Source organism: Ruegeria aquimaris, assembly GCF_025751555.1.
GTDB classification, from domain to species: Bacteria; Pseudomonadota; Alphaproteobacteria; order Rhodobacterales; family Rhodobacteraceae; genus Ruegeria_B; species Ruegeria_B aquimaris.
The window spans coordinates 1-14,422 of record NZ_JAOWLB010000025.1 but is presented as its reverse complement, the minus strand read 5'-3'; the positions used below and the strand labels follow the sequence as shown (position 1 = coordinate 14,422).

General features: G+C 60.3%; 11 protein-coding genes. 6 read left to right on the top strand and 5 right to left on the bottom strand.

Annotated features, from left to right (window positions below):
* From OE747_RS21785 to OE747_RS21770, 4 genes are all read right to left on the bottom strand, one after another.
* Complete coding sequence (locus OE747_RS21785; RefSeq protein WP_263830572.1) at window positions 1-1,629, bottom strand: acyl-CoA synthetase; 1,629 nt, start codon at window positions 1,627-1,629, stop codon at window positions 1-3.
* 141 nt (window positions 1,630-1,770) lie between these two features.
* Window positions 1,771-3,036: an ABC transporter permease gene (locus OE747_RS21780; protein ID WP_263830612.1), complete on the bottom strand. Its 1,266-nt coding sequence runs from the start codon at window positions 3,034-3,036 to the stop codon at window positions 1,771-1,773.
* A gap of 5 nt (window positions 3,037-3,041) precedes the next feature.
* The gene (locus tag OE747_RS21775; RefSeq protein WP_263830571.1) at window positions 3,042-3,848 is read right to left on the bottom strand and encodes an ABC transporter ATP-binding protein; all 807 of its coding nucleotides are present in this window, start codon (window positions 3,846-3,848) and stop codon (window positions 3,042-3,044) included.
* A 107-nt stretch (window positions 3,849-3,955) separates the two neighbouring features.
* Window positions 3,956-4,966 (bottom strand): taurine ABC transporter substrate-binding protein, encoded by a 1,011-nt coding sequence (locus tag OE747_RS21770; protein WP_263830570.1) that lies wholly within the window; start codon window positions 4,964-4,966, stop codon window positions 3,956-3,958.
* Between the two features lie 392 nt (window positions 4,967-5,358).
* Here OE747_RS21770 and OE747_RS21765 point away from each other — a divergent pair, with 392 nt between their 5' ends.
* The 5 genes from OE747_RS21765 to OE747_RS24610 all read left to right on the top strand — a co-directional run bounded on the left by OE747_RS21765 (window position 5,359) and on the right by OE747_RS24610 (window position 13,403).
* The gene (locus OE747_RS21765; RefSeq protein WP_263830569.1) at window positions 5,359-6,756 is read left to right on the top strand and encodes an aminotransferase family protein; all 1,398 of its coding nucleotides are present in this window, start codon (window positions 5,359-5,361) and stop codon (window positions 6,754-6,756) included.
* Window positions 6,757-7,016: 260 nt separating this feature from the next.
* Window positions 7,017-8,645, top strand: a complete 1,629-nt coding sequence (locus tag OE747_RS21760; RefSeq protein ID WP_263830568.1) for a long-chain-fatty-acid--CoA ligase — start codon at window positions 7,017-7,019, stop codon at window positions 8,643-8,645.
* 145 nt (window positions 8,646-8,790) lie between these two features.
* Window positions 8,791-9,402 carry a TetR/AcrR family transcriptional regulator gene (locus OE747_RS21755; protein ID WP_263830567.1) on the top strand — a complete coding sequence of 204 codons (612 nt, stop codon included), beginning with the start codon at window positions 8,791-8,793 and terminating at the stop codon, window positions 9,400-9,402.
* Window positions 9,403-9,476: 74 nt separating this feature from the next.
* Window positions 9,477-11,426: an FG-GAP-like repeat-containing protein gene (locus OE747_RS21750; protein WP_263830566.1), complete on the top strand. Its 1,950-nt coding sequence runs from the start codon at window positions 9,477-9,479 to the stop codon at window positions 11,424-11,426.
* Window positions 11,427-11,528: 102 nt separating this feature from the next.
* A complete protein-coding gene (locus OE747_RS24610) occupies window positions 11,529-13,403 on the top strand; it encodes a M10 family metallopeptidase (RefSeq protein WP_318527330.1) in 1,875 nt (624 codons plus the stop codon).
* 444 nt (window positions 13,404-13,847) lie between these two features.
* On the opposite strand, the gene OE747_RS21735 is transcribed toward OE747_RS24610, so the two are convergent.
* Entirely contained in the window at window positions 13,848-14,165 is a 318-nt protein-coding gene (locus tag OE747_RS21735; RefSeq protein WP_263830565.1) for a c-type cytochrome, read from the bottom strand.
* A 29-nt stretch (window positions 14,166-14,194) separates the two neighbouring features.
* Here OE747_RS21735 and OE747_RS21730 point away from each other — a divergent pair.
* On the top strand, window positions 14,195-14,422 hold a 228-nt coding region (locus OE747_RS21730), incomplete at its 3' end, for a transposase (RefSeq protein ID WP_263830564.1).

Genomic DNA, 14,422 nt, shown 5'->3' with positions numbered 1-14,422 from the left:
TCAGAGCGCCCTTGCCCGGTCGCGCAACACGAATTTCTGCACCTTGCCGGTCGAGGTTTTGGGCAACTCGCCGAACACAACCGTCCGTGGCGCCTTGAAATGCGCCATGTTCGCCCGGCAAAAGGCGATGATCTCGGCCGCGTCGGCCTCTGACCCCGGCTTCAGCTCGACAAAGGCACAAGGCGTCTCACCCCATTTCTCGTCCGGCTTGGCGACCACGGCGGCCTCCATCACTGCCGGATGCTTGTAAAGCACGCCCTCTACCTCGACAGACGAGATGTTCTCGCCGCCCGAAATGATGATGTCCTTGGACCTATCCTTGAGCGCAATGTAACCATCGGGATGCATCACCCCCAGATCGCCCGACGCGAACCAACCGCCGCGAAACGCCTTTTCGGTGGCATCGGAGTTCTTGAGGTACCCTTTCATCACCACATTGCCCTGCATGAAGATCTCGCCCATGGTCTCGCCATCGGCGGGCACCGGTTCCAGCGTGTCGGGATCCGCGACCATCAGGCCCGAGAGCGCCGCGTTCTTGACCCCTTGCCGCACCTTCAATGCCGCCCTTTCGCTGGCAGGCTGCGCATCCCACGCGTCTTTCCAGGCGCAGACGACCGAAGGGCCATAGGTCTCGGTCAACCCATAGACATGGGTCACCTCGACGCCCATCGCCTCCATCTTTTCGATCACAGCGGCGGGCGGCGGTGCGCCAGCGGTCATCACCTTGATCTGGTGGTCGAAATCCCTGAGATGCGCGGGCGCGTTGGCAAGCATGTTCAACACGATGGGCGCGCCGCAGAAATGGGTCACTTTCTCTTCGCGGAAGGCGCGATAGATCGGCTCGTCCCGTACCGCGCGCAAACAGACGGACACCCCGGCATTGGCCGCCATGGTCCAGGGGAAACACCAGCCGTTGCAATGAAACATCGGCAGGGTCCAGAGATAGACCGAGTGTTTCGGCATCCCCCAGTCGAGGATGTTGGTATTCGCGTTCAGCGCCGCGCCGCGGTGATGATAGACCACCCCCTTGGGGTTGCCGGTGGTGCCGGAGGTGTAGTTCAGCGCGATCGCGTCCCATTCATCATCCGGCAGCGACCAGGCGAACTCGGGGGCACCCCCGGCCAGCAGTTCCTCATAGGTCAGCGCGCCGAGTCGCTCCCCACCTTCGAAACTTGCATCCTCGATGTCGATGACCAGCAGGTCGGGACGGTCGATCTGTGCCAAGGCATCGCGCACAACGGCCGAGAATTCGGGATCGACGATCAGCACCCTTGCCTCGGCATGGGTCAGGATGAAGGCGATGATCGGGGCGTCCAGCCGAGTGTTGATCGCATTCAGCACCGCGCCCACCATGGGCACGCCGAAATGCGCCTCGTACATCTCGGGGATATTGGCGGCGATGATCGAAACGGTGTCGCCCTTGCCGATCCCGCGCGCGGCCAGCGCCCCGGCCAGCCGGCGGCAACGCGCATAGGTTTCCGCCCAGGTATAGCGGCGCGCGCCATACACCACCGAGGGGTAATCCGGATAGATCGCCGCCGTACGCTCGATCATGCTCAGCGGTGACAGCGGGGTGAAATTGGCACGAGTCCGATCCAGATGCTGGTCATAGATGCTGCTGCCGGTCATGTCCTGTCCTCCCTGAGTGATGCCCTGCGCGCAGATGTGGCACAAACACGCCCGGCAAGGAAAGATCGTAATAACACGTGCCTGCCGCAACAATAGAACCGAGGCCCCGCAGGGCCCCGATTTTTTCTTGCCGAAGGTGGATCAGCCCTTGCTTTTCCAGGGTACCAGCACCCGCTCGGCCCAGCGCATCAGTATGTCGATGCCAAAGCCGATCACGCCGATCAAGATGATCCCCATGATCACGATATCGGTCAGCTGGAACTTGGACGCGACCATGATCATCATCCCGGCGCCCTTTTCCGCCGCCACCAGTTCGGCGGCGACCACGGTACCCCAGCAGACCCCCATCGCCACCCGCGCACCGGTGAAGATCTCGGGCAGCGAGTTCGGCACGATCACGTATCGCATGATCTGCGCCTTGCTGGCGCCCAGCGAATAGGCGGCGTGCACCTTCGAGATCCTGACCCCCGAGACGCCCGAGCGGGCGGCAATGGCCATGATCCACAAGGCCGCAAGGAACAGCAGGATGATCTTGCCCGTCTCGCCAATCCCCGCCCAGATGATCACCAGCGGGATCAGGGCCAGCGGCGGCACCGGGCGCATGAATTCAACGATCGGGTCGAACCAGCCCCGGAACCAGTCGCTCAGCCCCATGGCATAGCCCAGCGGAATACCCACCAGCGCACCAAAGAAGAAACCGGCGATCACACGGAACAGGGAGAAGCCCAGATGCTCCCACAGGGTGCTGTCACGATAGCCCGATTTCGCAATTTCGCCTAGGCGGCTGACCACGGCTTCGGGCGGCGGCAGCCAGATCGGCTCCATCTGCAATCCCGAGGGCGGCCGGAAACTGATTGCCCCCTTGTCGGTCAGCGAAAACTGTCCGGAGCCGGTCTTGATCGACTGTCCCTCGGCAATCGGGGTACCGTCAATGGCCACGACCTTGGCGCCGTCCTTGCGCTTGGCCTCGTCATTCTTGTCAAAGATTATGGTGGTTGAGCGCGAGGCGGTCATCGACACCGCGTCATCCTTGGCAAAACCCGGCCCTGGATCGACATCGAAATCCTCAGTCTTTTCACCAAAGGGGTAGACCTTGACATGAACGGTGGCGTCGTCGCGGGCGCCATTGGCATCCTCGAGCGTGTAGACAAACGAGGTGTCGCCGACAAAAGGCGCTGGCGCGTGCAGGAAGGACGGCACATATTTCGACCCGGTGAACGATCCCCAGATCAGGAAGATGGTGAGAACCGACACCACCGAGGCAATCCGGTTCGACGTAACCGCGCTTTCATCCCCAAAGGTGACGGTCTTGAGCGAGGTAAAATCATTGGTGGTCTTGCGTACGAAGAAGCGCACAGCCAGGAACGAGCCGACAAAGATCGCCACATAGACCGCAAGGATAATCAGGCCGATCATTGTGCTGCCTCCGTGCGTCCCATGATTTCCTCTTCCATGTCCCAGATCATCGAGAGGATTTCCTCGCGCGTCTGGGAATAGCCTTCGGATTTCTTGACCTCACGCAGATCCGCATTCACCCCCATATCGGCATAAGGCAGGCGGTATTCCTTGTGGATGCGTCCGGGTCGCGGCGCCATGACCAGCAGCCGTTCGCCCAGCAACAAGGCCTCTTCGACCGAATGGGTGATCAGGATGATGGTCTTGCCGGTTTCCTTCCAGAGCTTCAGGACCAGGCCTTGCATCTTTTCGCGGGTCAGCGCGTCCAGTGCGCCCAGCGGCTCGTCCATGAGGATGACATCCGGATCATTTGCCAGACAACGGGCCAGCGCGACGCGCTGCTGCATGCCGCCGCTGAGCTCATAGATTGCCTTGTCCTTGAAGTCGCCAAGGCCCGTCACATCAAGCAGGTGATCGACTTGGCTGCCATACTCCGCCTCGCGCTGGCCCTTCATGCGCGGGCCAAAGCTGACATTGTCGCGCACGTTCATCCATTCGAACAGCGCACCCTGCTGGAACACCATGCCGCGTTCGGCATCGGGGCCATGGACCTTGTGCCCGTTCATGGCGATATGGCCCTCGGTCGGTGCCAGAAACCCGGCAACGATGTTGAGAAGAGTCGTCTTGCCGCAGCCCGAGGGGCCGAGCACGCTCATCAATTCGCCTTCCTTTAGGTGCAGTGAAACGTTCTTCAGCGCCTGCACCGAGCTGCCGTTCGGCAAGTCAAAGCGCATGGATATGTTTTCGATAGACAGTCCCGACATGGCCCGCCTTTCCTGTTGGAGATATTTACAGGGGTAATTGTCGCCGTTTCCGGACGATATGCAAAATGCAGGCGGCGGGACACCCCGCCGCCCGTCATCCGGTTGGCTTACATGCTGCCCGCCGCGGTCAGCGGCCCGGTGTTCACGGCGTTCTCGTAGGTGTCCAGCGCGCTATCGATGCTGCCCGCCTCGACGAAGACATCTGCCACACCCTTCATGAAGGTCTGCGCGTTGCCGCCCAGCCAGGCGCCGCTCAGCTGCTGCTCGATCGTCGGGAACTTGAAGGTCGCGATGGTCGAGGCGGTCGCCTCTTCATCCATGCCCGCATCCTTGGCGATCAGCGGCAGCATCTCGGCATGGTTGGCTTCGTCCGCCCACATGGCGTTGGCATCCGCCGTCACCTTGAGAAACTTGGCGACCAGTTCGCTGTTCTCCGCGACCCAGCCCGCCGGGCCCGAGGTCACGTCGAACACCAGGATACCCAGCTCGGTCTTTTCGTCGCCGGTCAGCAGCACGTTGCCATGCTCCAGCGCGCGGCGCAGCGAGCCGCCCCAGCCGCAGAACATGTCGACCGCGCCCTGGGCAATGGCTGCCGCGCCATCGGGCGGATCCATGTCGACGATATCCATGCTGGCGACATCGACGCCAAAATGGTTCATCTGCTTGAGGAAGCCATAATGGGCGGCGGTGCCCAGCGGCACGGCAACCTTCTTGCCAGCCAGTTCACCGGCATTGTCCTTGTCGATTTCCAGCTCCGAGCGCACGACGCAGTTGTCATTGTCGGCATAGGACACGGCCACGTCGAGGATTTGCAGGTCCTGCCCGGCCGAGGTCGCAACCACGAAGGGCGGTACGCCCTGGCTGACCGACAGGTGCACATCGCCCGAGGCCATGGCCGCCGACATCTTCACACCGCTTTCGAAGCTGACCCAGTTGACCTTGACGCCCAGTGCCTCGTCATAAGTGCCCTTCTGCTTGGCATATTCGAACGGCATCGGCCATTCGAGGAAGTAAGCCACGGTGATTTCACCGTCGGCTGCGGTGGCCAGCGTCGGAAACGCTGCGGCCATCATCGCCAGCCCGGCGGCGGCACCCAGAAACTTTGTCTTTCCTGTCATTCTATCTTCTCCCTGTTGCCACGTTGCGCGGCGATCAAAGGTTCAGGACGGTTTGCCGTCTCTTGTCGGCCAAAGGATATCTCTGGCGTGCAATGATCCGAATGGAAAACCCGCATCCAATCAACGAATTTTTCGGGCCACACGACTGAGTCGCAGCTTTTGAATGTCCGGATTTTGACTTTCGAAATAGGGAAACTTCTATTGTTTTCCGAGCGTTGCCCTGAATCGAGCGACCATTTACCTTACGAAAGCGTCATTTTTTGGATATATGGGACGTAAAATTCTGGCCCTATCGGTTGCCCATGAATTGACGTCTCTGGACTCTGAAGCCCACCTCGGGTTCTTCTGTATTATCCCACTGCGGAACCGCACAGCAAAAAAGAGGGCACGTCATGGACGGCACGTTCAACGAAAACGATCTGAGTCGCGTGGTCGAGGCCGACCGCGCCCATATCTGGCATCATCTGATTCAGCACAAACCCTTTGAAACCAACGATCCGCGCATCATCGTCGAAGGCAAGGGCATGCGGGTCTGGGATCAGAAGGGCAAGGAACATCTCGACGCGGTTTCGGGCGGGGTCTGGACCGTGAATGTGGGCTATGGCCGTGAGTCCATCTGCAAGGCGGTTTATGACCAGTTGATGAAACTGTGCTACTTCGCCAACTCGGCTGGCTCGATTCCCGGCGCGCTGTATGCCGAGAAGCTGATTTCCAAGATGCCGGGGATGAGCCGGGTCTATTACACCAACTCGGGTTCCGAGGCGAACGAGAAGGCGTTCAAGATGGTGCGCCAGATCGCGCACAAGAAATACGGCGGCAAGAAGACCAAGATCCTCTATCGCGACCGCGACTATCACGGCTCGACCCTGGCGGCGATGTCGGCGGGCGGCCAGGACGAGCGCAACGCGCAGTATGGCCCCTTTGCGCCGGACTTCGTCAAGGTTCCCCACTGCATGGAGTACCGCAAGGAAGAACTGGGGCTGGGTCATCTGTCGGGCGCCGAGTTCGGACGCGCCGCCGCCGACCTGATCGAAGAGGTGATCCTGCGCGAGGGCCCCGAGACCGTCGGTGCGCTGTGCCTTGAGCCGGTGACCGCCGGTGGCGGCGTCATCACCCCGCCCGAAGGCTATTGGGAGCGGGTGCAGGAAATCTGCAAGCAATACGACGTGCTCTTGCATATCGACGAGGTAGTCTGTGGCATAGGCCGCACCGGTACCTGGTTTGGCTATCAGCAATACGGCATCAAGCCCGACTTCGTGACCATGGCCAAGGGCGTCGCCTCGGGCTATGCGGCCATCGCCTGCATGGTGACCACCGAGGAAGTGTTCGAGATGTTCAAGGACAACAGCGACGATCCGCTGAACTATTTCCGCGATATCTCGACCTTTGGCGGTTGTACCGCTGGCCCCGCCGCCGCGCTGGAAAACATGCGCATCATCGAGGATGAGGACCTGCTGGGCAACTGCACCGCCATGGGCGAGCGGATGCTGGGCAACCTGCATGCGCTGATGGAAAAGCACGCCGTGATCGGCGATGTGCGCGGCAAGGGCCTGTTCCTTGGCGCCGAACTGGTGGCCAATCGCGAGACCAAGGAACCGGTGACCGAGAAACAGGCGCAGGCCGTGGTGGCCGACTGCATGGCGCAGGGCGTGATCATCGGGGTGACCAACCGCTCGATCCCGGGGCGCAACAACACGCTGTGTTTCTCGCCCGCGCTGATTGCCACCGCCGAGGATATCGACGCCATCACCAATGCCGTCGACGCGGCTCTGACCCGCGTCTTCGGCTAAGACAAGAACGACCCGGCGGTCGCTCTGCGCGACCCGGAAAGTGGTTCAGGAAACCGGCGCGCCCACCGCGCCGGTTTTTTTACTCAGGGCCGCACACTGCCCACCTGATCATTGCAAACCCATGCCAACAACGCGGAATGCGATTGACGCGCGCGAAATGCGCCAGTGTGGTCCCGGCAATGTACGCAGCGTAACGCCTTTTCAACCGGCTCCGAAATAGGCGACCTGTGTCCCAGGGATATTTTCAGGAGAGTTTGCCCATGCTGGGATCGATGATGAAACAAGAGCTGCTGATCAGCGACCTGATCGTGCATGCCGCAAAATACCATGCCGACACCGAGATCGTCAGCCGCGAAACCACCGGAGAGATCACGGTAACCAACTGGGCCGAGGTCGATGCTTCGGCGCGCAAGCTGGCATCGGCGCTCGGCAAGATGGGTCTGGAACACGGCGACCGGATTGCCACGCTGGCCTGGAACAACCATCGGCACCTGAAGATCTGGTTCGCGGTTTCAGGTGGGGGTATGGTGTGCCACACCCTGAACCCGCGCCTCTTCCCCGAACAGTTCATCTTCATCTGCAACGATGCCGGTGACAAGGCGATCTTCTTCGACAAGACCTTCATGCCGCTGATCGTCGGCACGCGCGCCCATCTCAAGACGATCGAGCATTTCATCTATATGGGCCCGCATGACCCCGAGGTCGCCGCCGCCGTCCCTGGCGCGATCTTCTTCGATGATCTGATCCTGGGGGGCGACGACGCCTATCAATGGCCCGCCCTCAGCGAGGATATGCCCTGTTCGCTGTGCTACACCTCGGGCACGACCGGTAACCCCAAGGGGGTGCTTTACTATCATCGTTCGACGATGCTCCACACATTCGCGATCTCGCTGCCGGACGGGCTGAACCTGTCGTCGCGCGAGACGGTCTTGCCTGTGGTTCCGATGTTTCACGCCAATGCCTGGGGCATCCCCTACGCCGCCGCGATGACGGGTGCCAAGCTGATCATGCCCGGTCCGGGGCTGGACGGCGACAGCCTCTTGTCGATGATCGACGATCACAAGGTTACCCTCGCCCTGGGCGTACCGACAATCTGGCAAATGCTGCTCGCAGCCGCGGCCAAGTCAGGGTCGAAGATGGCCAGCCTCAAGCGCAACGTGATCGGCGGCTCGGCGGCCGCGCCGTCGATGATTGCCACGTTCCGCGATACATACGATTGCGAGACCATCCACGCCTGGGGCATGACCGAAACATCTCCGCTAGGAACCGCCAACCAGATCAAGGCCAAGCATCTTGATCTGGAGGTGGATGCCATGGCCGCGCTGCGCCTCGGTCAGGGGCGTCCGCCCTTTGGGATCGACATTCGCATCGTCGACGACCAGGGTAATCCAGTGCCCCATGACGGCAAGACCGAAGGCGCGCTGCAATGCCGGGGTCACTGGGTCGTCGACACCTATTTCGGCAAGGACAGCAGCGCGCTCACCGATGACGGCTGGTTCGACACCGGCGATGTCTCCACTATCGACGCAGATGGCTATATGGTGATCCGTGATCGCACCAAAGACATCATCAAGTCCGGTGGCGAATGGATTTCCTCGGTCGATCTGGAGGGGATCGCCGTCTCGCATCCCGGCATCGCCATGGCGGCGGCCATCGGTGCTAAACACCCGAAATGGGACGAACGTCCGGTGATTGTCGCTGTCCGGGCAGATGGCGCCAGCCCAAGCGAGGAAGAAATCATCTCGTATTTCACGAACAAGGTCGCAAAGTGGCAGGTGCCGGATGCGGTGGTCTTTACCGATGCCATTCCCCTGAACGGCACCGGCAAGATGCTGAAAAACAAGTTACGCGAGCAATTCGGCAATGTCCTGATCGACCGGGACGCCTGACAAACCGTCGGTCGCCCTGGACCTTGTGGAACGGGGCGGCCAGATCGGACAGTCGGCCAGTTGCTTTCTCGGATCTTGCCGGGCAAAGCATCAGGGACGACCTGAATGACTTGCAACTCATCCATTTTCGCGACATTGGAGCGATATGGATGACCTGCCCGCGAAACCGGACGAGCGCGCTGACCGCAAGTCTGCCAAACGTTTGGAGAGAAAGCGCCAGATCGCGGATTCCGCTATCGAGGCGCTAAAGGAATTGGGTTACGCCAATACCTCTTTGCGTGACATTGCCGAGAAAAGCGATGTGTCGCTGGGCATGCTTCACTATTACTTCGCAGACAAAACCGACCTGATCATCCACTGCGTGGCGATCTACAAGGAGTTTTTCGTCGAAAACATCATTCGCGCACTGGACGCGGCCGAAGGGCGCCAAGCGGTCATCGACAATTTCTCCAATGCTCTGGTCGTGTCGATCATTGATGACGAAATGATCCATCGGCTGTGGTACGATATTCGCACTCAGGCCATGTTCGACGACGCCTTCAGGCCTGCCGTTGCCGCGATCGAAGCTAAGTTGATCGACATTGTACGCCAGGCCTTCGACAGAGCCGGGCATCCCGAGCCCGATAACGTTGAATTGTACTATGCGCTCTTGGACGGCGCATTCCGATATCTGATGCAGGGTCAGATCGGGGCAGATCGGAAAACGCGCGACGAACTGCTGCAAACGTTCCGCATCCTTCTGGCGCAGTTTCTCTGATACCACCTTTCGTGTTTACAAAGGTTGCCTGCGGCCTGGTTTTCGTGAAAAATATTCAGAAATCAGAATAGCACATGCAGGCATCCATGTTCACCTATCTGGCCGACCTCTATTTCGAACGGGACTACAACTATGCCGGTTGGACCCAGGTAAGCGATCTGGATCGTGACGGGCAACCCGAGATCATCGTCACACGGTTTTCCGTTCCCGGCGGTGAATGGCTGGACATGCCTATCTTCACGGTCCATGCCGACGGTACCGTCGAAGACGTCTCTGCCCGGTACGGTGGCGGGACACCGTTACAGGTCGATTTTGGACGCGGACTGATCGTACAGGATCTGAACGGTGATGGGTGGGACGACATCTTCGTCGCCGATCATGGTCTGGATACCCATCCCTTTCCCGGACAGGTCAACACGGTTCTGATCTCGGACGGCACCGGGGGCTGGATCAATCGTTCGGCCGAGTACTCGCGCGAGCAGGATTTTACCCATTCCGTCGCTGCGGGCGATCTGAGCGGTGATGGGTTGACCGATATCTTCGTCGGAAACCTCGGCGTGAACGGTGCCTATATCGTGACGGTACAACCTGACGGGTCCCCCACAATCGGCGCGCTGCCCCTGCCTGGCATCCGGGACTACACCGCATCAGCGATAGCCGATCTGGACGGCGACGGGAAAGGCGAGTTGATCCTTGGTGCGGATCAAGGGTTTCAGGCCGGACTTACCAACAAAATCGCCCGCTATAACGGGTTCGGTTTTGTCATGACTTCGCTGCCGAACCAGACCACCCTGGATCAGGCGATCACGGTCGATCTCGAGGTGCTCGATCTGAACGGCGATGACCGCCCCGATATCGTCACACTGGCCACCGACACCGATCCTTTTTACACAGGGATCGGCATCCAGGTCCTGATCCAGCAACCCGATGGCAGTTTCTCGGACCGCACGACCGACTGGTTCGATCCCGCCGATTTCGCGGGTGAAATCGACCCCAACGGCTGGGCGTCGCGGCTGATCTTTTCCGATCTCGATCTTGATGGCGATCAGGACCTGCTGATTCAGATGCAGTATCCGAACAAGCATCGCATCTTTTACCAAGAGGATGGCAGGTTTTCACCTGGACCTGACGACCAGACCATAGGTGGCGGCAACGAAGCCCTGGCGCTGGCTGATTTCGACGGCGACGGTGTTGACGAAATCCTGGCCTTCTCGGGTCATGGCGTCTGGATCCATGACAATGGTCTCAGCCTTGTTCCCATCGACCAAACCGGCACTCCCGACAACGATACACTGACCGGGAATGCCGGCGCGGATACGCTTTACGGACTTGCGGGCGACGACGTCTTGCAGGGGCAAGCAGGCAATGACCGGCTGCTGGGCGATACGGGCAATGACAGTCTCGACGGCGGCCTTGGCGCCGACACGCTCAATGGCGGCGACGGCGATGACATCCTCATCGGCGGTCCAGCCACAGGCGACTTGCGCGATGTGATCTTTGCGGGCGAAGGCAACGACAGCGTCGACGCGGGCGCCGGTAATGACCTCGTTTATGGCCAGGAGGGCAATGACACGATCGCGGGTGGCGCCGGGGTCGACGAGATCCAGGGCCAGGATGGCGATGACGTCATCACCGGGTCGAGCTTCTCGGATCTGGTCTTCGGCGGCGCCGGTGACGATTTCGTCAACGGCGGGTTCGGCCATGACCGGATCAACGGCGGCGACGGCGCGGACAAGTTCTTTCATGTGGGCGTCGAGGGCCATGGCTCGGACTGGGTGCAGGACTATGACGCCGCCGAGGGTGACGTGCTGCTGTTCGGGAACGAGTCCGCCAGACCGGACCAATTCCAGGTGAACTTCGCGCATACCCAGAATGCCGAAGGCGAACGCGCCGGTGACGACGCGGTGCAAGAGGCGTTTGTGATCTATCGCCCGACGGGCCAGATCATGTGGGCCTTGGTGGATGGCGAGGGGCAGTCCTCGATCAATCTCAAGATCGGGGATGATCTGTTCGACCTGCTATAGCGAACTGCGCTATTGGCGCCCTGTGACAGTTTTCTGCAGTAGCCCGGACCACAAGATTGAATAGCGCGCCGGAAACAACAAAGAAACCGATACGAGAACCCAGTGCTGACCGAAACGGAAATCCTACAAGGGCTACAGTTCCCCTTTTCGCTGCTTTCAGGGCCGATCAATACCTCGACGCAGCTGCCCTACTCGTTCACCTATCAGTTCGAAGCGATGGTTCAACCCCCGGACCTGGCCCGCACCTTCAGCGGCTGGCAGCTCCTGAATGCGGCGGAAAAGACCCAGATCCGTCTGGCGCTGGACCATCTGGAGACCTTTCTCAACGTACAGTTCACCGAAGTCGCGGGCGCTTCGGATCCCGATATCAACATCGGCAAAGTCGACATCCCCGGAACGACCGTTGGATACGGTGGTTACAGCTATTCCGCATGGTCCGATGGCACATTGGCAAACTATGACGGTTTCGCCGTCTATGACAACACGCTGGAGCTGACATCGCGCTGGCACTGGCTCATCCTGCATGAGTTAGGGCACGCGCTGGGGTTGAAACACTCGTTTGACGAAAGCAGATCCGGCGATGTTGTGAACCCTCCACTGCCAGACGAGTACGACAACCGGAAGTTCACGGTCATGTCCTATACGGACAACCCTGACACCTCTACCGATCCGCAAAGCATGGGCCTGTTCGATGTCCTGGCCTTGCAGGATCGGTGGGGGGCGAACCCGGGCTATAATACCGGAGACGACCGCTACACCGGCCCCCGCGTGGCCGGCGTTGACGTAATCTGGGACGCCGGGGGCGAAGACTGGCTCGATGCCTCAACTCATGCCGGTCCGGTCGCGCTCAACCTGATGCCGGGCAGCTTTTCCCGTTTCGGCTCATACGAGGACGTGGCCATCGCGTTCGGCGCCGTGATCGAGAACGCGGCCGGCGGTTTTGGCAACGATATCGTTATCGGATCGGACGGCGACAACCAACTGAACGGTGGGGCTGGAAATGACCGCCTCTCCGGCGGTCTGGGCGACGACACGATGGATGGCGGCGAGGGGACCGACACGGTCGGGTTCGACGTCGATGTCGATGACGTTACGGTCACCCGCTCTGGCGACACGTTCACCATCGTCTCGTCGCAGGGCAGCGATCAAGCCACCGGGTTCGAATCCTTTCAGTTCGCCGATCGCAGCCTGACGCTGGCCGAGATGACGGCTCTGGCGGATGGCGGTTCGGCGGGCAGGTCGCTGACCGGCACGCCCGAGGCGGATGTGCTGCAGGGCGGCTCCGGCGACGATACGATCACAGGCCTCGACGGCAACGACCGGCTCTTGGGCGAGGCAGGCAATGACAGCATGGATGGTGGTCTGGGCGCCGATACGCTCAACGGCGGCGATGGCGATGACATCATCATCGGCGGCCCGTCCGAGGGCGATCTGCGCGACGTGATCTTTGCAGGTGAGGGCAATGACAGCGTCGATGCGGGCGCGGGCAATGACCAGGTCTTTGGCCAGGGCGGCAACGATACCATTGCGGGCGGCTTTGGCGTCGATGAAATCCAGGGTCAGGACGGTGACGACGTCATCACCGGTTCTGCGTTCAGTGACCTCGTGTTCGGCGGCGCCGGGAATGACTTCGTCAATGGCGGCTTCGGCCATGACCGGATCAACGGCGGCGACGGGGCGGACAAGTTCTTCCATGTCGGTGTCGAAGGACATGGCTCGGACTGGGTGCAGGATTACAGTTCTGCCGAGGGGGACGTGCTCCTGTTCGGCAACACGACCGCCACCCGTGCCGATTTCCAGGTCAACTTCGCCCATACCCAGAACGCCGAGGGCGAACGCGCGGGCGACGATGCGGTGCAGGAGGCTTTCGTGATCTATCGCCCCACCGGTCAGATCATGTGGGCGCTGGTCGATGGTCAGGGGCAGTCAGCGATCAACCTGCAAATCGGCAGCGAGGTGTTCGACCTGCTGTCGTAGAGCCACTTCTATGTTCTACTCAAAAAGCCTTGCTTCCAGGTCAGCGTGCTCTTCATTTGAGGCGACAAGCGCTGAAGCAGCGCCGTTTCAACGAAGAGCAAATCGTTGGCATTCTACATTCCAAAGGAGCGCCCAATACGCACAACTTCTTCAGGGATCGACTTGTTCTGGTTTGGCGGCCACGTCTGATCTTTCCAGATCGGGATAGAAGTTTGCCAGCGTCAGCCGGTGAGGTATTCCCGGTTGGTTCAAGCAAGCGCTTGATTGTTGAACCGTTGCAGCAAATGCAGCACCAAGCAACCGGGGCGTCATACCGCTCTCGATCGGTATGGACCTCACCTATGGCGAGGCCCAGCAGAGGTGCCCGACGGACAGGTCGGGCAGAATAGGATTGCCTTTTGCCGGCTTCGGCAGTCTTCGGATGCCCTGCCGTTTTAGACCGCCCTACTTCCCGAGGTCTTCGAGGATGTATTGCGCAATGGCATCCAGGGTCTCCGCTCCCAGATAGCTCTGGGGCGGCATTTCGGGGAAATCCTCACGCTTGCGTTCCGGGTTGTTGATATAGGCGACCATGCCAGACTTGTCGCCATCATAAAGCGCCTGGATCGATTGCATCGACGGGCCATGTAGCACGCCGTCATAGGCGTGGCAGCCGGTACAAACCGCCAGATAGGTCAGGCGCCCCTTCTGTTCGAGCGTGTAAACCGGTTCGTCCGCACCGCTTTCCAGCCGGGCTGGAATGCCCCAGCTGCCTAGGTCCACCGTTATGTATAGGGAACGGAGGACAGAGAATGGCAAACAAGCGGCACAAGCCCGAGGAAATAGTTCAGAAGTTGCGGCAGGTTGATGTGCTTGTCGGCCAGGGGATGCAGCGCGTGGATGCGATCCGCGAAGTGCGCATTACTGAGCAGACCTATTACCGCTGGCGCAAGCAGTATGGCGGTATGGGAACCGACCAACTCAAGGAACTCAAACGGCTCCAGAAAGAGAATGAGCGGCTTCGGAAGGCCGTGTCGGAC

Coding starts and splice junctions, on each gene's coding strand:
- OE747_RS21765 (WP_263830569.1), top strand. CDS start 5,359: ATGGACGGCACGTTCAACGAAAACGATCTGAGTCGCGTGGTCGAGGCC.
- OE747_RS21750 (WP_263830566.1), top strand. CDS start 9,477: ATGCAGGCATCCATGTTCACCTATCTGGCCGACCTCTATTTCGAACGG.
- OE747_RS21785 (WP_263830572.1), bottom strand. CDS start 1,629: ATGACCGGCAGCAGCATCTATGACCAGCATCTGGATCGGACTCGTGCC.
- OE747_RS21760 (WP_263830568.1), top strand. CDS start 7,017: ATGCTGGGATCGATGATGAAACAAGAGCTGCTGATCAGCGACCTGATC.
- OE747_RS21775 (WP_263830571.1), bottom strand. CDS start 3,848: ATGTCGGGACTGTCTATCGAAAACATATCCATGCGCTTTGACTTGCCG.
- OE747_RS21770 (WP_263830570.1), bottom strand. CDS start 4,966: ATGACAGGAAAGACAAAGTTTCTGGGTGCCGCCGCCGGGCTGGCGATG.
- OE747_RS21755 (WP_263830567.1), top strand. CDS start 8,791: ATGGATGACCTGCCCGCGAAACCGGACGAGCGCGCTGACCGCAAGTCT.